This is a genomic window from Priestia sp. SRI_019, assembly GCF_057586255.1.
The window spans coordinates 1419909-1445380 of the sequence record NZ_JBYCZN010000001.1; the positions used below are offsets into that span (position 1 = coordinate 1419909).

At 39.4% G+C, this 25472-nt stretch carries 29 protein-coding genes; 19 read left to right on the top strand and 10 right to left on the bottom strand.

The features are described from left to right. Positions 1-27 precede the first annotated feature (27 nt). The gene (locus AC2YJL_RS07635; RefSeq protein ID WP_251568624.1) at positions 28-801 is read right to left on the bottom strand and encodes a DUF2628 domain-containing protein; all 774 of its coding nucleotides are present in this window, start codon (positions 799-801) and stop codon (positions 28-30) included. Positions 802-991: 190 nt separating this feature from the next. Between AC2YJL_RS07635 and AC2YJL_RS07640 the strand changes: the two genes are divergently transcribed. The 9 genes from AC2YJL_RS07640 to AC2YJL_RS07680 all read left to right on the top strand — a co-directional run bounded on the left by AC2YJL_RS07640 (position 992) and on the right by AC2YJL_RS07680 (position 7971). Continuing rightward, positions 992-1336: a YunG family protein gene (locus AC2YJL_RS07640; RefSeq protein ID WP_251568625.1), complete on the top strand. Its 345-nt coding sequence runs from the start codon at positions 992-994 to the stop codon at positions 1334-1336. Between the two features lie 14 nt (positions 1337-1350). Continuing rightward, the gene (locus tag AC2YJL_RS07645; RefSeq protein WP_251568626.1) at positions 1351-2229 is read left to right on the top strand and encodes a PhzF family phenazine biosynthesis protein; all 879 of its coding nucleotides are present in this window, start codon (positions 1351-1353) and stop codon (positions 2227-2229) included. 163 nt (positions 2230-2392) lie between these two features. Beyond that, positions 2393-3067: a response regulator transcription factor gene (locus AC2YJL_RS07650; RefSeq protein ID WP_251568627.1), complete on the top strand. Its 675-nt coding sequence runs from the start codon at positions 2393-2395 to the stop codon at positions 3065-3067. Continuing rightward, positions 3064-4446 carry a sensor histidine kinase gene (locus AC2YJL_RS07655; protein ID WP_195696465.1) on the top strand — a complete coding sequence of 461 codons (1383 nt, stop codon included), beginning with the start codon at positions 3064-3066 and terminating at the stop codon, positions 4444-4446. The genes AC2YJL_RS07650 and AC2YJL_RS07655 overlap by 4 nt, the downstream gene beginning before the upstream one ends. Positions 4447-4518: 72 nt before the next feature. Next, positions 4519-5604, top strand: a complete 1086-nt coding sequence (locus tag AC2YJL_RS07660; protein WP_251568629.1) for an ABC transporter permease — start codon at positions 4519-4521, stop codon at positions 5602-5604. Next, positions 5604-6299: an ABC transporter ATP-binding protein gene (locus AC2YJL_RS07665; protein ID WP_251568631.1), complete on the top strand. Its 696-nt coding sequence runs from the start codon at positions 5604-5606 to the stop codon at positions 6297-6299. The genes AC2YJL_RS07660 and AC2YJL_RS07665 overlap by 1 nt, the downstream gene beginning before the upstream one ends. Positions 6300-6551: 252 nt before the next feature. After that, the gene (locus AC2YJL_RS07670; RefSeq protein WP_195696468.1) at positions 6552-7004 is read left to right on the top strand and encodes a hypothetical protein; all 453 of its coding nucleotides are present in this window, start codon (positions 6552-6554) and stop codon (positions 7002-7004) included. An 11-nt stretch (positions 7005-7015) separates the two neighbouring features. Continuing rightward, a complete protein-coding gene (locus tag AC2YJL_RS07675) occupies positions 7016-7576 on the top strand; it encodes a shikimate kinase (RefSeq protein ID WP_251568634.1) in 561 nt (186 codons plus the stop codon). 5 nt (positions 7577-7581) lie between these two features. Continuing rightward, positions 7582-7971, top strand: coding sequence for a VOC family protein (locus AC2YJL_RS07680; protein ID WP_195696470.1), 390 nt, complete (start codon positions 7582-7584; stop codon positions 7969-7971). 66 nt (positions 7972-8037) lie between these two features. On the opposite strand, the gene AC2YJL_RS07685 is transcribed toward AC2YJL_RS07680, so the two are convergent. Further along, positions 8038-8343, bottom strand: coding sequence for a hypothetical protein (locus tag AC2YJL_RS07685; protein ID WP_251568636.1), 306 nt, complete (start codon positions 8341-8343; stop codon positions 8038-8040). 116 nt (positions 8344-8459) lie between these two features. Between AC2YJL_RS07685 and AC2YJL_RS07690 the strand changes: the two genes are divergently transcribed. The 7 genes from AC2YJL_RS07690 (at position 8460) to AC2YJL_RS07720 (ending at position 15763) form a co-directional block, all read left to right on the top strand. Next, positions 8460-9047 (top strand): GNAT family N-acetyltransferase, encoded by a 588-nt coding sequence (locus AC2YJL_RS07690; RefSeq protein WP_251568637.1) that lies wholly within the window; start codon positions 8460-8462, stop codon positions 9045-9047. Positions 9048-9230: 183 nt separating this feature from the next. Next, positions 9231-9590 (top strand): hypothetical protein, encoded by a 360-nt coding sequence (locus AC2YJL_RS07695; RefSeq protein WP_195696473.1) that lies wholly within the window; start codon positions 9231-9233, stop codon positions 9588-9590. A gap of 441 nt (positions 9591-10031) precedes the next feature. Next, on the top strand, positions 10032-11534 hold the full coding sequence (zwf, locus tag AC2YJL_RS07700) for a glucose-6-phosphate dehydrogenase (RefSeq protein ID WP_487374687.1): 1503 nt from the start codon (positions 10032-10034) through the stop codon (positions 11532-11534). A gap of 28 nt (positions 11535-11562) precedes the next feature. Continuing rightward, positions 11563-13557 carry a transketolase gene (gene tkt / locus AC2YJL_RS07705; RefSeq protein ID WP_487374688.1) on the top strand — a complete coding sequence of 665 codons (1995 nt, stop codon included), beginning with the start codon at positions 11563-11565 and terminating at the stop codon, positions 13555-13557. A 30-nt stretch (positions 13558-13587) separates the two neighbouring features. Then, the gene (gnd, locus tag AC2YJL_RS07710) at positions 13588-14481 is read left to right on the top strand and encodes a phosphogluconate dehydrogenase (NAD(+)-dependent, decarboxylating) (RefSeq protein WP_487374689.1); all 894 of its coding nucleotides are present in this window, start codon (positions 13588-13590) and stop codon (positions 14479-14481) included. Positions 14482-14530: 49 nt separating this feature from the next. Next, entirely contained in the window at positions 14531-15199 is a 669-nt protein-coding gene (fsa, locus tag AC2YJL_RS07715) for a fructose-6-phosphate aldolase (protein ID WP_050690981.1), read from the top strand. Positions 15200-15277: 78 nt separating this feature from the next. Beyond that, the gene (locus tag AC2YJL_RS07720; RefSeq protein WP_487374690.1) at positions 15278-15763 is read left to right on the top strand and encodes a hypothetical protein; all 486 of its coding nucleotides are present in this window, start codon (positions 15278-15280) and stop codon (positions 15761-15763) included. A gap of 286 nt (positions 15764-16049) precedes the next feature. Here AC2YJL_RS07720 and AC2YJL_RS07725 read toward each other — a convergent pair whose 3' ends face one another. Further along, on the bottom strand, positions 16050-16595 hold the full coding sequence (locus tag AC2YJL_RS07725) for a GNAT family N-acetyltransferase (protein ID WP_153253544.1): 546 nt from the start codon (positions 16593-16595) through the stop codon (positions 16050-16052). A 294-nt stretch (positions 16596-16889) separates the two neighbouring features. On the opposite strand from AC2YJL_RS07725, the gene AC2YJL_RS07730 reads away from it, so the two are divergent. From AC2YJL_RS07730 to AC2YJL_RS07740, 3 genes are all read left to right on the top strand, one after another. After that, positions 16890-18167 carry a glycosyltransferase gene (locus AC2YJL_RS07730; protein WP_487374691.1) on the top strand — a complete coding sequence of 426 codons (1278 nt, stop codon included), beginning with the start codon at positions 16890-16892 and terminating at the stop codon, positions 18165-18167. 23 nt (positions 18168-18190) lie between these two features. Further along, entirely contained in the window at positions 18191-18847 is a 657-nt protein-coding gene (locus AC2YJL_RS07735; RefSeq protein WP_195696475.1) for a TetR/AcrR family transcriptional regulator, read from the top strand. 152 nt (positions 18848-18999) lie between these two features. Continuing rightward, on the top strand, positions 19000-19593 hold the full coding sequence (locus AC2YJL_RS07740; RefSeq protein WP_195696476.1) for a hypothetical protein: 594 nt from the start codon (positions 19000-19002) through the stop codon (positions 19591-19593). Between the two features lie 40 nt (positions 19594-19633). Here AC2YJL_RS07740 and AC2YJL_RS07745 read toward each other — a convergent pair whose 3' ends face one another. The 7 genes from AC2YJL_RS07745 to AC2YJL_RS07775 form a co-directional block, all read right to left on the bottom strand. Next, positions 19634-19978, bottom strand: a complete 345-nt coding sequence (locus AC2YJL_RS07745; RefSeq protein WP_025751033.1) for a DUF1516 family protein — start codon at positions 19976-19978, stop codon at positions 19634-19636. A 149-nt stretch (positions 19979-20127) separates the two neighbouring features. Then, entirely contained in the window at positions 20128-20550 is a 423-nt protein-coding gene (locus tag AC2YJL_RS07750) for a NucA/NucB deoxyribonuclease domain-containing protein (RefSeq protein WP_195696478.1), read from the bottom strand. Positions 20551-20690: 140 nt separating this feature from the next. Further along, positions 20691-21155, bottom strand: coding sequence for a FixH family protein (locus tag AC2YJL_RS07755; protein WP_195696479.1), 465 nt, complete (start codon positions 21153-21155; stop codon positions 20691-20693). 29 nt (positions 21156-21184) lie between these two features. After that, entirely contained in the window at positions 21185-22567 is a 1383-nt protein-coding gene (locus tag AC2YJL_RS07760) for a PepSY-associated TM helix domain-containing protein (RefSeq protein WP_487374692.1), read from the bottom strand. Positions 22568-22720: 153 nt separating this feature from the next. Continuing rightward, on the bottom strand, positions 22721-23713 hold the full coding sequence (locus AC2YJL_RS07765; protein WP_230933075.1) for a glycerophosphodiester phosphodiesterase family protein: 993 nt from the start codon (positions 23711-23713) through the stop codon (positions 22721-22723). Positions 23714-23887: 174 nt separating this feature from the next. After that, positions 23888-24529, bottom strand: coding sequence for a response regulator (locus tag AC2YJL_RS07770; protein ID WP_195696482.1), 642 nt, complete (start codon positions 24527-24529; stop codon positions 23888-23890). Further along, on the bottom strand, positions 24530-25351 hold the full coding sequence (locus AC2YJL_RS07775; RefSeq protein ID WP_195696483.1) for a sensor histidine kinase: 822 nt from the start codon (positions 25349-25351) through the stop codon (positions 24530-24532). Between the last annotated feature and the right edge of the window lie 121 nt (positions 25352-25472).

Here is a 25472-nt window from a genome sequence, read left to right on the forward strand (position 1 = left end):
TCATCCTTTCTTTTTTTGCTGACCTTTTTAATATGCTGAACTGTCTTCAATCCAGTATTCATAGTCTTCCGCATCTTTTTTATTTAACTTTTTGCCGTTGATGTAAATTTTGTCCCATTCGTAAATTTGTTTATCCAAATAAACATTAAATACAATGCGTACATGCTCTTTTTCTGTATAATCGTAGCCGGTAAATTGTACAACGTGATGACGGCCTTCTTTTTTAATATAGGTCCATTTTGGATGATCGTTGTACATTTCAAGAGTAATTGCTTCGTCGCCGTAGCGAACTACATCTTTAATATTCGTTTTTGTTGGTAAAAATGATAATCCCGCTCCGACTCCAAAAGTAATCACAAGCGCTAAGATGCTTAAACCAATAGCAATTCCGATGTGAGTGCCGCCTTTTATTTGCAGATAAGCTTCTTTCCGCTGCTCCGGCTGAGCTTCGGCTCGAACTAACACGTTTTTAACTTGTTTATAATACCAGCGGTTGGCACATAGCCCTGTAATAAGTGAAGCACCGCCGAACACAATTGCATCCGACCACTCTGGTATGTCTACAAAGCACAAAAGGGAAAACCAAATTACCTCAATAAGCGTTAAAATAAAAAAGTGCTTATACATTTTTCGGTATGCAAACCAAGCGCTTGTCAGAAAAAAGGCTGCCCAGTTCCACGTGTTGTTTTTAGCTGGATTAGCTGTTTTTCCCCACTTCAAATCATAATAGGACGTATTTGTTCGAACTACTTTATGCTCTTCTTCAAAAGACAGGAGTCCATTTACTGCTTGTTCTTCCATTTAAAACACCTTTCATTGGTTATAATCTATCATCTAAAATGACTCTATTATTATACATTATTTCTATTATTTTTCTATTCTTCCTTAAATTATTTTTAACGTAAGAATATTTGTGCTATGGGTTTTTTAACGGGAACTTTCATAAAAAAGAAGAATATGGTAGATTTGAAGAAAAAGGAGCTCCTTGAACATGAATCGTTTAAAGAAAGACCTGCACCAATCTTGGTCAATTCATTCAAGCACGAAGTGGACGGCTGACAATCCTGCCAAAGGACAGTGCGGCGTGACAGCTCTTGTCGTTCAAGATATCAAAGGAGGATATATTTTAAAAACTCCGTGTAAAGAAGGATGGCATTTTTATAATCAGCTCAACGGACAGCGCTCTGATTTTACACAAGAACAATTTCGTGAGCCTCTCCATTATGCAGACATTTTGTCCAGTCGGGAAGAAGCGTTTATGGATACCAATAAGGAGCAATATGAGGCTTTAAAGAAAAACGTAATGGCCTGTTTCATACATGAAAATTCCCTTTAGAAAGGAACACATAAATGAAAAGTATTCAGTATTCCATTGTTGATGTATTTGCACAGAGAAAATATACGGGAAATCAGCTCGCTGTTTTTAAAGACGCAGGAAGACTTTCAGATAAAGAGATGCAGCAAATGGCTAAAGAAATTAATTTTTCTGAAACGACGTTTATCACGTCTGCTTCTGCAAAAGGAGAATATAACGTGCGAATTTTTACGCCTAATGAAGAAGTACCATTTGCAGGACATCCGACGCTCGGTACCGTTTATGTTATCCGAGAAGAACTAGAAGGAAAAGATACAGAGGAGCTTATTCTTCATTATAAAGCAGGTCCTACGCCCGTTACATATGATGAACAAAAAGATGTGCTGTGGATGAAGCAAGGTCAGCCCACGTTTGGGAAAGTGTTAGATAAAAAGCAGGTAGCGGATGTGTTAAACCTTGATGAAGCACATATCGATACGCGTTTTCCCGTTCAAGAAGTATCCACCGGTCTGCCGGTCATCCTTGTCCCGTTAATATCATTAGAAGCAGCTAAAGAAATAAATGTAGACAAAGAAAAATATTTCAAACTGATAGAAAATACAGAAGCGAAAGCAATTATGGTCTTTTCGCCGGAAACCTATCACCAAGATCATCAGCTAAACGTACGAGATTTTGCTGACTACTACGGCGTTCCAGAAGATGCGGCAACCGGCAGCGCCAACGGCTGTTTGGCAGCATATTTAGTTAAATACCGTTACTTTAATCAGCAAGCTATTGACATACGTGTAGAACAAGGATACGAAATCGAAAGACCTTCACTGCTTTATGTAAAAGCTAGTTATGATGGAGAAGCTTTTCACATTCAAGTAGGCGGAAAAGTAGAGATGATTGCGCGCGGTGAATGGATTTTGTAACAAGCTGTTCATCTGCTGTTCACAATAAGTCCTTATCCTAATGAAAAAGCAATAGGACCACGGCGTTTGGTTACACTAGTAAACAGATAGATACTGAAAGAATAAACGATGGCGGCCAAAAGGCCGCCATTTTAAATGGTTGATAAAAGGAGTGGCAGAAGAAATGATTCATATTTTACTGGCGGATGACGATGAGCATATGCGGCAATTAATTCGTCACTATTTGCAGCTTGAAGGCTATGTGGTTCATGAAGCAAAAGACGGAGAGGAAGCTTCGGGTCTGCTTGCTAAGCAGCACATTCATTTAGCGGTTGTCGATATTATGATGCCTCATAAAGACGGATATGAAGTTTGCGAAGAAATACGCAGCTATTATGATTTTCCAATTATTTTGTTAACAGCAAAAGATCAGCTGGAAGACAAAGAAAAAGGCTTTTTAGCAGGAACAGATGACTATGTGACAAAGCCGTTTGAACCAAAAGAATTGATTTTTCGAATCAAAGCACTGCTTCGCCGGTACGAAGTGGTAAATGAAAAAATAATCGTGCTGAACAACACCTCTATCGACCGAAAAAGCTATGAAGTGCACTGCAGCGGGCGACTGTTAATTCTTCCAATGAAAGAATTTGAATTATTAGCTCAGCTTGCGAGCTATCCAGGAAGAATTTTCACAAGAGAAGAATTAATTCATCTGATATGGGGAGCTGATTTTAACGGAGATAACCGCACAATCGATGTACACGTAAAAAGGCTGCGCGAAAGGTTTGAACATACCGATGATTTTGTCATTACGACGGTTCGAGGCGTCGGCTATAAGCTTGAGGTGACGGCAAAATGAAGACGCTCTATTTGCGGATTGTTCTGACAACCATTGCTGTAATGGTGTTTAGCAGTCTCCTAGCGTTTATTTTAGCAAACGTTTATTATCAGTACAGCTTAAAACCTTATAACGATCAAAAGCTTACGCGTATGGCAAAAGACATTGCGAGCTTTTACGAAAACAATAGGGGCGTGGATCAACAAGCTTATTTACAGCATATTAGTAAATTGGGCTATCAAATATATGTGGTGGACAGGAGCGGACATGAGACGTTTTACGGACGGGAATTTAGAAATCAGCGCTTAGAAAAGAGTGCTGTCAAACAAGTACTGGACGGAAAAATGTATCACGGAATTGCAAACTTTCCTTCACAGGTGTTTGTGACGGGATTTTTTGATAATGTGTTAGCGAATACCATCGGCGTGCCGTTAAAAGGAGAAAGTAACAAGCAGCAAGCGCTGTTTATCCGCCCTGATATTCAGCTGCAGTTCGGGGAAATGCGCATTTTTTTCTCGGTTATTTTACTGCTGATGATTGTATTAAGTATTTTATTTGTACTTATTAGTACGCGTTATTTAGTAAAACCAATTGTCAAGCTAACGGAAGCGACAAAACAAGTGGCAAAAGGAAAATACAACGTCGAGCTGTACGTAAAACGCCGAGACGAAATCGGCGCGCTTGCTTCACATTTCTCCGAGATGGCTAAAAGTTTAGAGCAGCTTGAAGAGATGCGCCAAGAATTTGTATCCAACGTGTCACATGAAATTCAGTCTCCCTTGGCGTCCATTCAAGGATTTTCAAAAACGCTCCGTTCTGCTAATCTTTCAGATGAACAGAGAAATGAGTATCTGTCTATTATTGAAGAAGAAAGCCGGCGCATGTCGTCACTCAGCAAACAGCTGCTTACGCTTGCTTCACTTGATAAAGAAAGTGGACATATCGAAAAAAGTACGTTTGATGTTGCAGCTCAAATCAAGCAAGTGCTGTTTATGACGGAGTGGAGCTGGCGTGAAAAAGAGCTGGCTATTGAAATGGATCTTCCTTCAACGATGATTTCAGGCGATCAAAAACTGCTTCATCAAGTGTGGACAAATTTGATTACAAACAGCGTAAAGTTTACGGAAGAAGGAGGAACGCTGTCTCTTCGCGTTGGTATGGAAGACACGCATTGCCGCGTGGAATTTCAAGATACGGGAATCGGCATGTCAAAAGAAAGCCTCCCGCATATTTTTAATCGTTTTTATAAAGAAGATAAAGCAAGAAGCCGGACCGAAGGAAGCAGCGGGCTTGGCTTAGCGATTGTGAAGCAAATTGTCGAAATGCACGGAGGTTCCATTCACGTTGAAAGCGAAAAAGGAAAAGGCAGCACCTTTCACGTTTATCTTCCGAAAATGTAATGAGCCGTTCATCTTCCATTCATTTTCTATTTTTATACTTTAAATAGAATTAAAAAAGGAGATGAAAGAAACATGTTTTTGGCTTTACGTGAATTGAAACATGCCAAGCTGCGCTACTTACTCATTGGCGTGATTATGGTGTTAATTGTATGGCTTGTGCTTTTTGTATCAGGCTTAGCAAAGGGGCTTTCCTCTGATAATGCTTCAGCTGTTCAAGAAATGAAAGGAAATTACGTTGTGCTTCAAAAAGAAGCGGATCAGCGCCTGACGCGCTCTGTTTTATCTATAAACAAAACAGAAGATATTCAACAACTAAGCGGCAAGAAAAATGCTGAGCCGCTTGGTGTGATGATGACAGCCGTTATAAGTGAAGGAAAACAGAAAAAAATAGACGCCTCGTTTTTTGCTGTAAGCACAAGCGGCTTTTTAGCTCCGAACGTAATAGAAGGGAAGATGATTACGAACGATGCGAAACATGAAGCCGTGGCGGACTCTTCTCTAAAAGAAGAAGGAGTAAAGCTAGGTGATATGATAAAAGATACGGCTTCAGGAAAAAGCTTTAGGATTGTTGGGTTTACAAAAAATCAGTCGTTTAGTCACGCGCCTGTTATTCATATTAATCTTACAGAGTGGAAGACAATTGAAAGCACAGGTGCCTTTAATGCAGTGGTGTTAAATATGAACGATAAAAAAGCACATGCTCTTCAAAAAAAGGAATCTGACATTGATGTAATTAGTAAAGATGAAGCGTTAAAAGGAATTCCTGGCTATCAAGAAGAACAAGGCTCGCTTTTAATGATGGTCGCGTTTTTGTTTATCATTGGCGCTTTTGTATTAGCCGTTTTTTTCTACGTAATGACGCTTCAAAAAATGAATCAGTTTGGGGTGTTAAAAGCGATAGGAGCAAAAGCAAGTTATTTAGCGCGGACGATTTTATCTCAAGTGGTTGTGTTAACTTTATGCAGTCTCGCTATTAGCATTGGACTGACGTACGGAGTAGCAGCCGTATTGCCGGATTCGATGCCGTTTCACTTGGACGTGTCGCTAATCGCAGGCTGTTCGGCGCTGTTTGTAGCTGTTTCCGTACTGAGTTCATTATTGTCGCTGTATCGCGTAGCAAAAGTAGATGCGGTTGAAGCGATTGGGAGGGCAGTTTAATGAGTGAAGAAAAATTAGTTTTAGAGAGTGTTAGCAAGTCGTTTGGAGAAGGAGAAAACGCTGTAGTCGTGTTAAATGACCTATCGCTGCGTGTAAAAGCAGGAGAGCTTGTGGCGATTGTCGGTCCTTCTGGTTCTGGGAAAAGTACCTTTTTATCCATTGCAGGTGCGCTGCTTTCACCGTCTAGCGGACGTGTGATCATTGACGGAGACGAGATTAATAAAATGTCTCCATCACAAATGAACAGCATCCGTTTGAAGAAAATCGGCTTTATCTTTCAATCAGCTAATTTAATTCCATATTTAACAGTTCGCGATCAGCTTCTTCTTGTAACGGAACTAGAAGGAAATCGAAACAAAGGCGCCAAAAAAAGAGCGGATGATTTGCTTGAAAAGCTAGGGCTTGCTCATCGAAAACATCACTATCCTGAAAGTCTATCCGGCGGAGAGCGCCAGCGGGCAGCGATTGCAAGAGCGTGGATGAATAACCCTGAAATTATCTTTGCAGATGAGCCGACGGCAAGCTTGGATTCAGAGCGAGGAAGAGCAGTCGTGCAAATGCTCGCAGATGAAGTAAAGCTGAGGGGCAAATCAGCTGTAATGGTTACGCATGACCAAAGAATGCTGGATTTATGTGACCGCGTTGTGTGGATGGAAGATGGGAAATTAGTAGAATCAAATAGCGTGCAAGTTTAAAAAAGTGCTGCTCTTGTCAAGAGCAGCACTTTTTTTGCGTTCTTCATTGTGCATATATTTGTCGTCTCGGTTTGGCGCCTCCATACGTTCGCTTCTTTGTTAGTAGATGGGTTAGTTATTCATATTTCATTTCTTTAAAAAGCGTGTAGCGAAAATAAAACGATTAACATATGTAACATAATTTAAAAGGGAAGAAAATAAGAAACAGGAAATGAAAAAGCAATGAAGAAATAGTAAAAAGGTGATGAAACGATGAGAAAATGGAAAACAGCCGGGTTTGGACTTATCGTAGCAAGCTTTACGGGATGTTCAAGCAGTGGAGTTCTTGAAGAATCCCCGCCAAAAGCGTATCTCGAGGCAAACAACCACCTTTATGAAACAAAAGTTGGCACATACTGCTGGAAAGAGACGTGTGTGGATAAAGCAGGCCCTTTAGAATTGTTAAAAACCGAAAAGCCTATTGAAGTTAAAGCAAATGAATCGCTAGCGCTTATTATCAAACATAAGCGGCAGCCTAACGAGAGGCATATGGTACAAATACAAAACAAAAATGAAGTGGACGTACCACTAAAGAAAAATAAGATGAAAACACCTTCTGAAAGAGGTACTTACTACTACTCATATTCAGTATGGTGGATGGATAAAAATCAAAAAAATGTATCCAATGGAGATGCGTTGTACACGTTTGTGCTGGAAGTGAAATAAGGAGGTAGCATATGCAAACCCCCATTATTCTCATTGGACCTATGTGCGCTGGAAAAACGACGGTCGGTGAAAAAGTGGCAAAAAAACTAGATATTCCTCAGTGCTCAATGGATGAAGTGAGGTTTTCCTACTACAGGGAAATAGGATTCAGTAAAGAAACACAGCAAAACATTCGAGAAAAACAAGGATTTCAAGGCATGTACGACTATTGGAAGCCGTTTGAAGCCTATGCCGTTAAAAGAATACTAGAAGAGTACAAACATGCGGTCATTGATTTTGGCGCGGGTCACTCAGTGTATGAAGACATGGGGTTGTTTCAGCAAGTAGAAAAGACGTTAAAACCTTACCAGTCTCTATTTTTATTGCTTCCCAGTGCTGATAAAGAAGTGTCTATACAACTATTACATCAAAGATTGCAGCAAATAACAGATGATAAAGATGTTTTTGAACTTAACAAACATTTTGTAAAGCATCCATCAAATGAGATGCTGGCAAAACAAACAATCTACACAAAGGAAAAGTCGGCAGATACCGTAGCCGAAGAAATTATTTTATCTATATCCAAGGAGTGAAAGCAATGATTAAAAAAGTCGGTCAAATTATGGTATATGTAAACGATCAAGATCAAGCGGTAAAGTTTTGGACAGAAAAAATGGGATTTCAAGTTATGTCTGAACAAAATAATGAGCAAGGCATGAAGTGGATTGAGCTAGCGCCGGTAGCGGGTGCTGAAACAACTATTATCCTTCATAACAAACAGCTAATAGCAAAAATGCAGCCAGAATTAAACGTCGGAACTCCTTCGCTTCTGTTTTTTACAGAGAATGTGGATGAACTATACAGAGATTTAACAGCTAAAAGCGTAACGGTGGGAGAAATCGTATCAATGCCTTCAGGACGAGTCTTTAATTTTTCAGACAGTGAAGGTAACTATTTTGCAGTTATGGAAAAAGCGAATAATAAATAGAGGAAACAGAAAAACACCGGGAGCATATATATTTTTCTCGGTGTTTTACATGTGAAACAGGATGAGTTAGACTTCATTGTCATTAGTGAAATTAAATTCAATTAGCTTATTTCGCCCGCACTTTCCTGCGATTTGTCCTTCTTGATTCGCATTTTGCCCGCCATTTTTGGCAATTTGTCCACCTTGAGATGCATTTTGCCCGCCGTTTATAGTAATTTGTCCGCCTTCATATGCAATATTTGTATAATAATTAATGATTACACAGCATGGTTTTTTCTTATGAGGACGCTTTTTAAAAGAATAATCGTTTTCTACATAATATTTGTCATCTGCTGAATTGTAGTAGCAATAATATTTTTTTATAGGATTCACTCCTTTCGTCATAGTTGTTATATTTTATTCGTTATTTAAAGTTATGCTTGTACACCTATGTATTCATATTCGTTTTAATTTCCTAGAATTTAATAAATCAAGGAGTGAGATGTTTTATGATGAAACTAATAGGAGAAAAAGTGTTGCTAAGGGAAGCGACAGAGGAAGATATTAATGAACTTTATTATTGGAAATACGAAGAAAAAAACCAAGAAGCAAAAAAGTGGAACGCTCCTTATATAACAGAAGAAAAGCTTACGAAAAAAGAATATATGAATTTACTGGACAAAGAGCATGAGCTTTTTCCAGGCGTTCCTCGACTCCTTACGGTCATCATTGATAAAAAAGCGGTGGGAACCGTAAGCTGTTACTGGGTGGACAAGCAAACAAACTGGCTGGAAACTGGAATTGTTATTTACGACTCAGCCTATTGGAGCGGGGGATACGGAACGGAAGCTTACCGGATGTGGATTGATTTTTTATTTGAATCGACATCTTTGCATAGACCCGGTATGTCCACGTGGTCAGGCAACATCAGAATGATAAAAACAGCTGCAAAAATAGGCATGAAAGAAGAAGCGAGAATCAGAGAAGCACGTATCGTAAACGGTGAACATTTTGACAGCATCAAAATGGGAATGCTGCGAAGGGAATGGGAAAGTCATCGCAATAAAAGATTTGATTATGAAAGAACACAGAGATAAATTAGAGCGCTAATATACATTGTCTAATTATTTAAAGCTTCTTCCTTTTTGAATGGAAGAAGCTTTTCTTATGTTCAATCATGTCATTTGTGAGATCTAGCGTGTATAAAATTAAAAGAAGGAACGTTTATATAGGTCTGCTCAAATCAGCTACTGTGTTAAAAACATCAGGGGGGGAAATGCATGCGGGCAAACTTTAAAGAATCTACAAAAAGAAGCGTGAAAAAGGAGAGAACGCTGCAATTTACGCTAAATGTAATCGGAATATTTATGTTTATAGGGGTTTTAATCAGATGGTGGACTGTTCCGTTCGCTATTAGTAACAACCTCGGAATTTATTATAATCCAGATTTTCAAATGAAGCCGAGTGAGTGCAAGGAATTTCTTGCATTCGTTTTATGCGCAGCAGGCGTGTATTTTAGTTTAATAAATATCTACTTTTTAGGCAAAACAGGTAAAAAACTAGTCTATACCGTTCTTGTTTTACTGGCTGTCTTTAACCTCTATATGATGCTTACACTTCTTGCTGTAGAGACGCATTAAAGGCGTGCGTGCAGCTTAAAAAAAGAGGACAAACTCTCCTTTCTCCTTTAGAGTGTTTTACGATTTTTCTATGTAAAAAAACTCATAGGTCTTCAGCCATCTTCATTCGTTGAGCTTTCATAGCACTTCCACCTTTTGATATTTTTCACCTGACACATATGTAAATAGTATGTATGTTTTTACTTTCATACAATTCTATCAAATCTATTAAAACAGTTTTATTTTTTAAATTCAACTGAAAAGTATTTTTATTATTTTTCCATAAACGAACCGAGATAAGCTGCTATAAGGGTTAAAGAAAAAAAGAAAACTGAAATGATTTTTTACGAGTTTAATATCTTGACGAAAAAATATTTCAGGAATAAGATATGTTACATAAAGTAACGAGTGAAAGAAAAGTTACTTTTAAAGATTATATTTTTCCTAACAGGAGGAAGAGATATGGAAGCGATGACTTTTGTTTTATTCGGTTCAACAGGTGATTTAGCGAAACGCAAAATTTATCCTGCACTCTATAATTTATTTGTAGACGGGAAAATCCCTAAATCAATTTCTGTTGTAGGACTAGGCAGAAGGGAGATGTCCGATGCAGATTTTCAGAAAAAAGTAGAAGAATCTATTCATACTTTTTCACGTCGCGTCGAAAAAGATTCATCTCTTATGCAGCATTTTCTATCAGCTTTTCGTTACAGCCAATTGGATGCAACGAATGCTGAAGACTATAAAAGGGTGTTAAATCTAGTAGAAGCACGAGAAGCAGAACTAAACATTCCAAGCAACCGAATGTTTTATCTCTCCGTTGCCCCAGAATTTTTCGGTACGATCGCCGAGCATATTAAAGACAGTGGCTTAGGTGCTACAAAAGGTTGGAAACGGTTAATTATTGAAAAACCGTTTGGCCATGATCTACAGTCAGCTCGACAATTAAACGAAAACTTAAGCAAAGCGTTTAAAGAAGAAGAAATTTACCGCATTGACCACTATCTTGGCAAGTCGATGGTGCAAAATTTAGAAGCGCTGGAATTCGCTAATCCTATTCTTCAATCATTATGGAATAACGAACATATTGCGAATATACAAATTACAGCAAGTGAAACGGTCGGCGTAGAGGAAAGAGCAAGCTATTATGACCATTCAGGAGCCATTCGAGATATGGTTCAAAATCATATGCTGCAAATGCTGATGATGACGGCTATGCACTTACCGGCTCGCATTAGCGCTGATGATATTCGAAACGAAAAAATAAATGTGTTAAAAGCACTTCGTCCGCTTGTAAAAGAAGATATGGATCTAGACATTGTTCGCGGTCAATATGAGGCCGGGAAAATAAACGGCTCTTCAGTGGAGAGCTACGTAAATGAGCCCGGCGTATCACCATCTTCGCAGACGGACACGTTTTTAGCAGCCAGACTATATATCGATAATTCGCTTTGGAAAGGCGTTCCTTTCTACATTCGTACAGGGAAAAGAATGGCTGAAAAAGCGACGCGAATTGTTATTGAATTCAAAGACTCGTTAAAAGAGTTGTACTTAGACAAAGGAGAAACAACATCTCCAAATCTGTTGATCATTGAAATTAACCCGCATGAAAATATTACGCTGCAGTTGAACAGCAAAAATCCATTTAATCATGGTCATATTGAGCCTGTACAAATTAATTTTTCAGGTCAGCAAGAAGGAGCACCGGAAGCATATGAGCGCCTTATTGCAGATGCATGTGCCGGAGATTCTACATTTTTTGCTCATTGGAAAGAAGTAGAGCTAGCTTGGGAATGGGTTCAGCCGCTCCTTGAAGCGTTTGAGGAAAATACAGTGCCGCTTCACAAATATGCTGCTGGTTCACACGGCCCTGACGCATCAAATGAGCTTTTAGAAAAAGACGGTTTTAAATGGTGGTTGGATGAAGAAATAGTAAGTCAATCACGCGAAGTACAGCCAGTTTAATACAAACAAAGCGAAAGAAGGATGACACATGAGTACCAACATAGAAACACTTGCAGTTAATACGATTCGCACCCTGTCAATTGATGCGGTGAACGCAGCTAATTCAGGCCACCCTGGACTTCCGATGGGAGCGGCTCCGATGACCTATGCGCTATGGGCGAATCACTTACAGCATAATCCGGCAAATTCAAGCTGGTTTAACCGAGATCGTTTTATCTTATCAGCCGGTCATGGCTCAAGCTTGCTGTATAGCATGCTTCATCTAAGCGGATACAATGTATCAATAGAAGATTTAAAAAGCTTCCGCAAGCTAAACAGTAAAACACCGGGTCATCCTGAGTTTGGCCATACGGACGGCGTGGAAGCAACAACAGGTCCTTTAGGTCAAGGAATTGCAAATGCAGTCGGAATGGCAATGGCAGAAGCTCATTTAGCAGCAAAATTTAACCAGTCAAAATTCCCTGTCATTGATCACTATACGTATACATTAGTAGGCGATGGTGACTTGATGGAAGGCATTTCTTATGAAGCAATGTCCATGGCTGGCCATATGAAGCTTGGCAAACTTATCGCTTTATATGACTCCAACGATATTTCGTTAGACGGGGAATTAAATCTTTCGTTTAGTGAAAATATCCAAAAAAGAGCGGAATCTGCAAACTGGCAGTATTTGCGTGTAGAAGATGGAAATGACATAGATGAAGTCACAAACGCCATCGAAAAAGCGAAGCAAAATACCGAACAGCCAACGCTTATTGAAGTAAGAACAATTATTGGCTACGGAAGTCCAAAAGTAGCGGGAACAAATAAAGCACACGGCAATCCGCTTGGAGAAGAAGAAGCAAAAGCAACAAAACAAGCCTACGGCTGGGAAACAGAAGAAAACTTCTATGTTCCAGAAGAAGTAAAAGCTCATTTTGAAAAGCTAGAAGAAAAAGGGATGAAAGCAGAAGCAGAGTGGAACGAACTGTTTGCTTCTTACCAAAAAGAATACCCTATGCTCGCTGATGAATTAGAGCGTGCCATCACGGGCGAAGCGTTAATTGAAGTGAATGATATTTTAACATTCTCATCAGAAAAAGCGATTTCGACTCGTGTTGCAAGCGGAGAAGCTATTAATTATTTCACTAAATCCGTGCCATCTATTTTTGGAGGCAGCGCTGATTTATCGCATTCCACGATGACGGACATTAAAGAAGAAGGCCCTTACGCACCAGGATATTTCGGTAATCGAAATATTTATTTTGGCGTACGGGAACATGCAATGGGAGCGGCCGGTAATGGAATGGCCCTTCACGGAGGTGTGAAGCCGTTTGTCAGCACATTCTTTGTTTTTAATGATTACTTGCGTCCAGCGATTCGTTTAGCTGCACTGCAAAAGCTGCCTGTCACATATGTGTTTACTCATGATTCCATAGCAGTAGGAGAAGATGGACCAACTCATGAGCCCGTTGAACATTTAGCTTCTCTTCGTGCAATTCCAGGGCTTACCGTAATCCGTCCGTCTGATGCAAACGAAACAGCTAGCGCTTGGGCTTATGCGCTTCAGCAAGCGGAAGGTCCTGTAGCCTTAGTGCTTAGCCGTCAAAACTTGCCTGTATTTGAAGAAACAAAACAAAATATCAACGATCTAGCTAAAGGAGCTTACGTATTAACCGAAACAAACGATAAGCCGGAGATGATTTTCATTGCCACAGGTTCTGAAGTAGCACTAGCGGTCAGTGCAAAAGCTCAGCTAGAACGTGAAGGTACCTCCGTACGAGTTGTAGCAATGCCTAGCTGGGAGCTGTTTAGCAAACAGTCAAAAGAGTACCAAGAGCGCGTCTTGCCTGAATCTATTTCAAAACGGATCTCTCTAGAAATGGGAATTTCACTTGGATGGGAACGTTTTGTAGGACCAAAAGGAAAAGTGTTAGCTATTGACACATTCGGTGCTTCAGGAACCGGAGCTGATGTGATGAAGCTGTTTGGATTTACAGAAGAAAACGTAGTGGCACAAGCAAACGAATTACTAAAGGCTTAAATAAGAAGATAAATAGAAGGAGCTGTTCATATGAAAGTAGGATTAGTTGGTTTAGGGAAAATGGGGATTAACTTAGGACAAAACTTATTGGATCAGCGTCATGACGTTGTAGCATTTGACGTAAATTCAAACGCAGTGGAACAAATGAAAGAGTACGGTGCGTCAGGAGTATCAAGCTTACAAGAACTTGTTCAGTCACTAGAAACACCAAGAGTTGTATGGCTGATGGTTCCTCATACGGTTGTTGATTCTGTTATTAGTGAAGTGAAGCCTCTTTTAGCTGAAGGAGATATCGTTATTGAAGCCGGAAACTCTCATTACAAAGAGTCTATTCGACGCTATAACGAGTTAAAAGAAAACAAAATCCACTTTATGGACGTTGGAACATCTGGCGGAATGGAAGGCGCTCGTAACGGAGCTTGTTATATGATTGGCGGAGATCGTGAAGCTTGGGAAATTGTTGAACCTATTTTCCGCGATACAGCAGTAGAAAACGGATATCTATACGCTGGAGAAGCAGGGAGCGGCCACTTTTTAAAAATGGTTCATAACGGCATTGAATACGGCATGATGGCTGCAATCGGAGAAGGATTTGAAGTTCTTGAAAAAAGCCAATTCGACTATGATTACGAAAAAGTGGCGAGAGTATGGAACAATGGATCTGTTATTCGTTCATGGCTAATGGAATTAACAGAAAATGCATTCTCTAAAGATGCTAAGCTAGATGACATCAAAGGAGTTATGAACTCTTCTGGTGAAGGGAAATGGACGGTAGAAACCGCTCTAGACCTTCAAACAGCTACGCCGGTTATTGCGATGTCTTTACTGATGCGCTATCGCTCGCTTGAAGATGATACCTTTACAGGAAAGGTAGTTTCCGCGCTTCGAAACGAGTTTGGCGGTCATGCTGTGGAAAAGAAATAACAAGTGAAATAGTGGGTATAGTAAAAAAAACTAATGGAGGAATGAAAAAATGAAATTTTTTATTGATACTGCAAACCTTGACGATATTAAAAAAGCATACAAAGTGGGCGTTTTATCTGGCGTCACAACAAACCCTTCTCTTGTTGCAAAAGAAGGCGTAAAGTTTGAAGATCGTATTGAAGAAATTTTAAAAACTGTTCCAGAAGTAGAATCCGTTTCAGCAGAAGTGACGCCGGATGCCCAAACAGCAGAAGACATGATTGCGCAAGCAGAAGAACTAATCAAAATTAATGGCGGGGATCAAAACATTACGATTAAGCTTCCAATGACAATCGCTGGATTAGAAGCGACTCGCTACCTTGCTAAAAAAGGTGTAAAAACAAACGTAACGCTTATTTTCACTGTGAACCAAGCGCTTTTAGCAGCCCGTGCAGGTGCAACATATGTATCTCCATTCCTTGGTCGCCTTGATGATATTTCAGAAGACGGCGTACAGCTTGTGGCTAAAATTGCCGAGTTGTTCCGCATTCAAAATATCGACTCGCAAATCATTGCGGCTTCTGTAAGACATCCGGACCACGTTACACGCGTAGCCCTTGCCGGAGCTCATATTGCAACGATTCCATATTCAGTAATCGAGCAGCTTGTTAAACATCCTTTAACCGAACAAGGAATTGAAAAATTTGCGGCTGATTGGAAAAACGCTGTTCAAAGCTAAGTAAAAGATAAAGAACGTGCGCATTCTAGAAAAAGAATGTACGCGTTCTCTCATAATATCCTTAAAGAGGTAAACACCATGAATACAGTAGATGCTAAGATGATTAAAACCCAATACGGTTCAGAGGTTTATGTAGATGATGTAGAGCATATTAACTTTAAAAGCCTTCATGCGCCGAAAGTTAACCAGCCGCTCTATCGCATTGAATTTGAAATTGGCTACTTTTTATTAAAGGAACACAGATATTACGAATACGAAAAAAACTATTTTTGGCTTGCAGTAAGCGAAGATTTTAGTAAGCTAATTATTCAAGAACCTGATATGGAGAGCTTATTTGGAGCTAAAAGCGAAGACGAAAGAAAGGCGACAAAAGAGCTTTTAAGTCAGTGGCTCATTCATACCGAGGCTTATAAAAAACAATTAAACCAGCATATTAATGACTGCAAAAAAAGTAATGAAACAAATAAGGGCATAACGGCTGTTTTAGAAAAATTGCTGACTATATCAGCAGCAGACATTGAACAAGCCCCGATTGAGAAATTAGCTGCCTCACGGGCAGTTTAACTTAAAAAAGTAGGCAGACATTCATAGCTGCAATAAAAAAGATGCTTCGTTTAAAACGCGAAGCATCTTTTTTTCATTCTTTATAAAGAGCGGGCTTATCTGTAGGAAAAGCTCTTTTCGCATAGATTATTTCCTGATAAGAGGTGATAAGATACTCTTTCAGGAGGCGGTTGCTCAATGATTAAAAACATCTATGCCAGGTTTTCGGACTTCACTAAAGACGAGCTTGACCTTTTAAAATTCCTATGTTGAAACGACTGTATTACTTATTCCGCTAAAACCCCTATTACTTGAATAACTTATACCAGTATAAAGTGGTTTCAATAGTAGGATTATATGATTGCTTTAGTGTGTCAACTCCACCTAGTATGAATCCTTGTTTCACATAAAATCTGCATGCACCAAGATTATCATCTTGTGCTTCCAAGGACATTCCTATAAGGTTTCTTTGTTTTGCCCACTCTTCTGCTTTATTTAAGAGCAACTTTCCGACGCCGCTGCCTCTATAATCTTTTTTAGTAGCAATATTTTCAATATAACAGAAACGATTCCAATCCTTATTTATTCTAATCTGTCCTATGCAAGTATTATTCATATAAGCTAAAAACAAAGCTTTATCCTCTCGGTTTATATATTGGCTCCAATCAAGTTTGTCATCTGGAAAACGTGTTTCTCTAGCTTCATCAAAAAGAACTTCTTTATAAGACCACTTTCCTGCTTGTAAAGTGGGGACAACTCTGCCATATAGCTTAAAATAATCATTTGTCATATTGATATCCTCTATTAAGTCATTATTTAATGGGAAAATAATGGGTTTACTTTCACTGCCCAATAGTACACACTTCCTTTTATGATGTTTTGAAAATATTTTATTTAAGGATAAGTAAACCCTACTCAACATTGCTGCCCGTTAGCTGAATAGGTCTTTCTTTATACAATACTGTAAAAAGGAAATTTTTCCTTGTTATAATTAAAGGCAATCATTTTTACGAAAAGAGCCTTAGGAAAATAAAAGATAGTAATAAAAGCGACAATATTGTCGTTTTTTTATTGACGCATTAATCCGAGAAGGGTACATTATATTAAAACGACATAGTTGTCGTTTTAATATAAGGAGGCTGAAATAATGCTTATTACGATGTTAACAACAGGAACTCGAGGAGACACCCAGCCTTTTATGGCTTTAGGATTAGAGCTAAAAAAGAAAGGATACCGTGTACGAATTGCCGCTTCAGAAGCTTACCAAAACTTCATAGAATCGTACGGGTTTGAATATGCCATGCTTCGGGGAGATGTTTCTAAAATTATAGAGAGCGGAGCAGCAGACGACGCAATTAATGCAGACAATCCTCTCAAATTTTTTTCAAGCTTAAAAAATGAAAAGATGATGGGTATGATGATTAATATACAAGAAGATTTGCACAAAGCATGCAAAGGAGCCGATGCAATTGTATATCATCCAGGTGCGGCAATTGGTTACTTTGCTGCTAAAGAGATGAATATACCAAGTATCTTAGCCAGCCCTTTTCCAATGACACCAACAAAAGACTATCCAGCTTTAATTTTTTATGACCGACCACAATTTGGAAAAATATACAATAAGCTGACGCATCGCATTTTTGAATGGGGATTTTGGAAAGTAGTAAGTGGTCCTTTAAAAAAATATTGGGTTCAGCAGCATGGAGAAGGACCTGACGATTTTTTATGTCCGTACCCAAAGCAGCGTACAGCAGCTAACCCAACTATTATTTCATCAAGTCCCGCCGTATTTTCCGTATCTAAAGATTGCCCTGAACACGTTCATTCCTACGGAAATTGGTTTATGGACAGTGACCGTAGCTATCAGCCGGAAGAGAAGCTGGAAAGATTTTTAAAGGATGGAGAACCGCCGGTTTATATTGGATTTGGAAGTGTTGGGGATAAAAAAAACGCAGACGAAACGACTGCTTTAGTGATTAAAGCCTTAAAACTTGCCGGGAAACGAGGTATCATCAATATAGGAGGAAGTGGAATGAACCACACCGAGGAGATAGCAGAAGACATTTTATTTGTAAAAAATATCCCTCATGAGTGGCTGTTTCCTAAAATGTCTGCCGTTGTTCATCATGGAGGAGCCGGAACAACAGCCGAAGGCCTTCGAGCCGGTGTTCCAAGTGTTATTATTCCTTATGGAAATGACCAATTCGCTTGGGGAAGAAAAATTCATGAGCTAGGAGCTGGAGCAAAAGCCATTCCGAGAAAAGAATTGACGGCTGAAAAATTATCCGCAGCTATTTCCTGTACGCAAGTTCATGAAATTCGATTCAAAGCACAGGAAATCGGAAAACAAATCCGAGCTGAAAAGGGAGCTGAAAAAGCAGCTCAGGTGATTATTGATACACTCGAGACCTTCGGGAATAAATAAAAAAGTAAGCGAGCGTGAAAAGAATGCCAAAAGTAAGGGAAGGATACGCTGAAAAAAAGAAGCAAGAGATTTTAGAAGCAGCCAAAAGAGTATGCAAGAGCAAACCGGTGCATGATGTAGCCATGCGAGATATCGTTTTGGAAGCTGGAATGAGTCAAGGAGGCGTGTACAAATATTTTTCAAACCTTGATGAAGTATTTGTCGGACTTCTTAATCAAGAAAGCGTCAGCTATAAAGTAAAAGATAAAATTGAAGCCCTGCTTCAGACAAAGAAAGACTCCTTTGAAATGTTACATGATTTTATTATGTATATTGGAGAGCATATCCAGGAATCAATGACAGCGGGAGGAGAAATTTACTTTGAACTAGTAGCGTTGTATTCAAAAGACCCTCAGCGTTTTATGAAAATTGAAGATCAGCTAGTTGAAGTATCAAACCTTAAATATATCCAAAAAAAGCTTCACGACTTTATTACGGAACAAATAGAAGTAAAGAATTTCTCTCCGGCTGTACCAGCAGATGACCTGCTAGCTTTTATGGCTACAACGATCAACGGAATTACACAAAATCCAGCGCCGGTTTACAACGTCGATGAACAGAAACAAGTTGCTGAGGCGGCGAACGTAGAACGGCATGTCAATACGCTGTCAATAGCTGTCCGAAAGCTATTAGGTGAATAAGCACAGCTGCAATCTTGAAATGTTCCCTATAGTATTGCTAGCAGCGTTAAGCATAGTTAGAAAAAAGGCTCTCACTTCTCCGTCTTCTTTGAATAGTTTTGCAAAAATTAAGCATAATACGACTGCAAACTATATTTAAGGAGATGGAAAAAATGAAAAAAGGACTTATCATTGCTTCTTCAGTTCTTTTCCTTTCAGGTCTAGCTGCATGCGGAGGAAATAAGGACAATAACGCAATGGACGACACTCAAAATGGATTACGCAACACTTCTACAAACGACGGGGTTGATAACAATATCCCAATGGATAACACCGATCAGCCGACCAAGTCAGTTAAAGCAGCGCAAAATGTAGAAGATATGAAGGAAGTTGATGATGCATATGTGCTTCGCGATAATAATAATGCCTATGTAACGGTAGACCTAGCCGGAAATGACGCAGCGGACAATAATGATAACGGCAAGGTCAACAACGTAACGTATAACGGCGATACTTATCATGAAGTTTCAACTGATTTTGAACAAAAAATTGCGGACCGTGTGAGAGAAGCAGATAGTAAAATTGACAAAGTATACGTGACGTTTGTAAACACGGGCTTAGACAATATGAACAACAACAATAACGTACCTGGCGTAGATAAAAATGACAAGATGTATCGAGATGATGAAAAAGATAACAACCGTGATCCAGAAGATATTGTAGAAGATCCAAAAGATATGATGGACCGTAACAACAAAGATCAATAACATCAAAAAGGCCTCTGAATCACCAGAGGCCTTTGGTTCATTAACTAAGTTCAAGTAAAGAAATAAAAATCGGAAGAACACAGCAAGAAACGGCTGAAATAAAATCAAGCTCGTTCTGTTTTTTTGCAGAAAGCGTGAACTCCATCAAAATAATTGTCAGGATACTCATGAAAAGCGTTGCATAAAAAAGAAAATCGCGCTGACTTTCCACTAAAAACAACACCGCATTTAAAATCAAAATAACGGCATAAAGAAACTTAAGCAGCAAGTGAAGCTGCATGCTAAATTTATTCTCTTGTTTGTAGCGCAAGATATAAACAAAAAAGAAAATAAATAAAGTTAATTGCCATGAGGCAGGGAGTAGCTGCTGCCATAGATTGTCCAAGAAACTCATTCCTCCTATAAAACGATGATGCATATATGTAACACACACGTTTTTATTTTAAAAGTGAAGAGTATCTTTAGGCAAGAGCAATTTTTCATTTTTTATAGACTTTTAATATAAAAAATGAAAGGTCATCACGACCATTCTTTTTACTTCACTTCAATTAAAACCTTCGTACCGTCAGAAAACTCGTCTACTTGATGGGAGATCCAAGACCCGGCGCCTCGGTTGTCTGAAGGCTTTACATATTCAATATCGGCACCGCTTCCGCCTTCTTCACAAAAGGCCATCGGAAACTCATCTCGGTCATAGCCTCTTTTAGTCGGAATGCCTTTTAAAGACTCACGGCGGTTTTCCTCAGCCCCGTCTCGGTCAATTGTACAAACAGCCGATTTTCCTTTATCGATTGCATGTTGAATGTGCGCTGCAGTTTCAGGGTAACGATCAGCAGGGAAGGTAATTACTTCATCGTAGGAGGTATTCGTTGAAGAGTTCTGCTCTAACGGATTTCCTTCAATCATAACAATAACGGCTAATACTAAAATTAAAATACCAGAAACAATTTTTTTCAATCTGTAAAACTCCTTTATAAAACGTTTATCACTTTTATTTTAAAGTAATAAGAAAAAAATGTAAAAACATATAATGGAACTAGCTAGAATTTATAAGAAAAACATAAGCTCACGTACAGCCCCTGAACGTGAGCTTATGCCTAATGATGAGAGTGATGATGGTGCGTTTCGTTTTCAGCTGGCTGCAGTGAACGTAACTCTTCTTTCGATAATTTGCCTACTGCGACTTGCTGAGTAGGAAGGATGTGTTCACCGCGCGCGTTAATATCGGTTTTAATATAATAAATACCATCCTCTTTAAAGGTTGCTTTTGCTTTATACATACTGCCGTCATAATGCGCTTTTACTGTTTCAACTTTACCGGGAGCATCTTTTTTCCACACTTTAAACTGAACGCTTTTTGCATCATTCACCGTTTTATTTTGTTGCATTACGTGCACTTCTAGTACCTGTGTGCTCCGTGGCTCTATATTTTCAGGAAGCATCACATGCGCAGACAGAGGCTTTGGCTGCTTGTAGAGCTGATCTGCGTTACTGTTTACAGAGCACGCGGAAAGTAAAATCGTACTGAGTATGACCAATCCGGGTATTTTCCATTTGTTCATTGTTACTGCACCTCACATCGTTTCATGCATCATGCGTTTAAAAACCGCTTCAATGCTGTAATTCGTTTGATGACAAAGAAATCTAAAAGCCACACGATAACTAAGGACAGTCCGACTAAAGGAAAGACAAGACCAAACACCACGATTATACACGTCACGATGCGCATTGCATTTCCTTCAGGAACTTTAGGAGAACCTATGTTTTTAGCTGGTTTTCGTTTCCACCACAGTAAGGCTCCGCTGATGGCGATACCAGCAATTCCGATACAAATAATGAGGCCAATAAGCTGATTTATAAACCCAAACTGTGTACCTTTATGAAGCGTAATACCAAGCGCAATCAATTTTCCCATAAATCCATAGTTGTCGTACCGATAATCAGCTAACACAGCGCCGGTGTATTGATCAAGGTGAATGGTTGCTTCATCCTGAGCTCTTGGTGAAAAAACAGAGAGCGTATACACGCCTTGAGGTTCCTGTGGAATAGAAATGGTATAGCCGTCGTGCATAAGCTGTTCTTTTGCAATATCTACAATGTCATCAAGCGATACTTTTGTATATTGCGAAGATGTGGAGCTTGGAACTTCTAACGTTTCAGCTCCCCAAGGCACGTCCGCTACATCTTTTGTTTGCACGGTTGAAGTAGGGGCACTGCCTACCCAAATAGACGGAGGGTACCCAACGCCTGCGTTTGTGGCGATTTGCTGAAACGCATTGCCCCACAGTCCTGACCACGGAAGGCCCGTTAGTACGAGAAAAAGCATACCGGCTGAAATCCAAAAGGCCGGTACCGCATGAAGGTCTCGTGCAAGCACGTTTTTACCTTTTGAAAAACGAGGGATCAGCACGCCTTTTACTTTGTCTTTTTTGCGCGGCCACCATAAAAAAGCACCGGTTACAATTAAGACAACCGCCCAGCAGGCAGCCAGTTCTACAATACGATCACCCGCTGTTCCTGCCATTAGCTCTCCGTGAAATTCTTCAATTTGATTCATTAAGCGACTCGAATCATCCAGTTTTCCTACAATGTGACCATTGTGAGGATTAACAAAAATCGTATATGTATGGTCTTTTAATGAGATTCCTACTTCTGAAGAACGAGTGGAGCGCTCACTGGGCTTATACGTCAACACGTCAGCGCCTGGATACTTTTCCTTTACAGCCTGCACTTGTGCTGAAGGGGATGTAGACTGTGACTGAGCTTGAACATGATACAAGTCGTGGTACAGTCTTTCTTCAATTTGAGGCTTGAATAAATACATGCCTCCAGTAACAGCTAATATAAGAAGAAACGGAGTAAATACTAAACCCGCATAAAAGTGCCAGCGCCATATAGCTTTGTATAGGCCTTGAGAACGCGTCGTGCTTTTTTTAGTTGTACTCGTTGTTTCTTCGCGCTTTTCCTGCATCATTTTTTCCTCCTTTTTACTAACGAACGTGCTTTTATTATAGAAGGAAAGGGAGAATTAGCCATCACTCCTGAGAGTGATTGTTGAGACTTATAAGAGGAAGGTGCTAATAAAAAAAGCATCTGCTTAATGTAGAAAGGGCAGATGCTTTTTCGATTATTTCTTTTTCTTTTCATAATAAGGACCTAGACGATCAATACGATTTGTCCAAATTCCACCTGAATAATTAGCCGGAAGGCGGTTTATGTCTTTGACAGAATCAAATCCTGTGGAAAATTCGCTTCCGTTTCCGCCTACAATAATCGTCCGGGTATTGATAAGATCCATTCGGTTTAAAAAGCGGTTTGGCCATCCCCACAGAAAAGGTCCGATCTTTTCGGGTATATGTAGTTCAGTGTTTTCGCATGTTTTAGGCATGTATCCGCTCCACCCGGTTGCTATATATGGAATAAGGCAAGATTTCATCGTTGCTTTTGACATGACTTTTAAGTTGGGCATCGCTTTTTTCAGCGAATTAATCGGTTCGTCTCCTCCGTAGACAGTGATGTTTTTTAAGCGTTCTTTAGAGAGATGGGACAAGTACGTTGCTAATTTTTTTCCTTCTTCAGGATCATTGCTTTTTACGTGAATAAGAAAAGATTTGTGCGGAAAGTATTTCATCACTTCGTCTAGAGAAGGCATAAGGTTAACTCCTTTGCCCCGAAAAGGATGCGTTTTTCCTCCGTCTGCCGTGTAGCCGTACCCAATATCAAGCTTTTTTAATTCCGCCATCGTGTAGTCCCGTGTTACGCCCGTTCCGTTTGTCCGGCAATCAAGAGTCCAATCATGAAACACAGCAAACTGATTGTCTTTTGTAATGTGAACGTCAAGCTCGACTATATCAGCTCCGTCTTTAAAGGCTTCTTTTATAGACGGAATCGTATTTTCTAAAAAAGAGTGCTCAGGTTTATAGATGCGTTCCGCTGTACACGTATCATTTTGAATCCCTTTTATGTTAAACGTTTGAGCTACGCCTCTATGAGCAAGAAGGAGAGGCTGTCCGCTTCTTTTTGTCAATAAAGAGCTGTTGTTTATGTAGACAAAAACAGCAATTCCGATCAAAATAAACCATACAGATTTTCGTTTTAAAAGCGCTCTTAAAAAATTCATGGTATCCCCCAGGTAGTTATTACATGTTAATTCTTACTTCTAAAAAATCCTATAAGAATCCGTTCTCATTTTCAATATTCAAATGCTAATAACTTCATAATAGTTTTCAGATAATTTATAGAAAAATAAAATGTTTTACATCTATGAACACAAAAAAACAGCTCGTGAAAGCTGTTAGTTCATCAAGCCATTTTGAAACGCATAGCTTGTCAGCTGCACGCGGTTTTCTAAATGAAGCTTGCTTAAAATATTTTTTAAATGGCTTTTTACCGTGTGTTCAGAAATAAATAACTGCGCGGAGATATCGCGGTTTGACAGTCCTTTAGCCACTAATTGAAGCACTTCAAGCTCTCGTGCAGAAAGGGGAGTGTCGAGTTTTTTTATCGATGTTTCTTGCGGAAACTCTTTTAAAATTTGAAACGCAATTTCTTTTGACATAGGAACTTCATCTAAAGCGAACGCACGCAAATAGTCGTACCACACTTCAGACTGCAGGTTTTTTAACAAATAGCCCTGTGCGCCTTTTTTCAGCGCATCAAATAAATCCGTAATATCGTCTGAAACCGTGATAACCACAATTTTAACGTACGGAAACTGAAGCTTAATTTGTTTTGTCGCTTCCAACCCGTTCATCACAGGCATTCCAATGTCCATTAGTACGATATCAGGCATTAACTTTTCAGTCAGTTCAATGGCTTCTTGCCCGTTGGTTCCTTCGCCAACAATAATAAAATCTTCATATTCTTCTAAAATATCGCGAATGCCTTCTCTCGCATGAGCATGATCATCTACAATCAAAATACGAAACGGCTGCATTTACATAACCCCCTTTTTAATGCTAACAATGGTTTGGTTCTGTTTTCGCTCAATGGAAAAGTCCCAGTTCATGTCCTTCGCACGATCTTTCATAATTTGCAAACCAAGACCGGACTTGAGAGAGTCGGACGTAAAACCTGTACCTAAATCTGTAATTTCACAAATCCATCCCCCGGCCGTTTCAGTGGCTGTAATCCAGATTTTATTCGTTTTTGCATGTTTGATTACATTCATAGCCGCTTCCTTTACACAAGCAAACAGCTCGTTTTTTTCTTTTCTCGACAGCGTTGTTTCTGACAGTCTCCAATCTAGGTTTACATCTAGTAAATGAGTATGTGTTAAATCATCGACGTATTGATGAATGCTTTCGGTCCAGCTTTCGGAAGAGTCAGACGGAGAGTGCTTTAAATTCGTAATCGCTTGACGCGTATCGTCATGGACATGCTGAAGGGTTTGTTTCATCCGGATAAAGTCAGGATCCTGTTCTAATTTATTTTTTCTTCCGAACTTGTTCATTTTAACAGATAGGAGAAACAGCGACTGTGCAATACCGTCATGCAGTTCACGAGCTAATTTTTCACGTTCAATAAGTGCTGCTTTCTTTTCTTTTTCTTGTCTTAGTTCCTCTTGCATTTTTTCTAAAATAGAAAATAAATAGCGGACAAATACAAGCGTTACAAAAAAGACAAGGAGCGGAGAAAACACATTTCCCATATCCATTGAGATGTAAGGGAGCAAAAAGGCATGACGAACATACTCCCAAAGCGCGATGGTCAGAGTTGGAAGAAGCAAAATCAGCCATTTAATTTGTCTATATTTCACGGTATCCCTTCTTTCGTCCATAAAATGTGTCTATATTTTATCATTTGAGCAGAAAATTACTAGAGGAAAGAAGAGAAATCACTCTTAAGGGTGATTAGTACCACCCGTAGCTGAACGGATA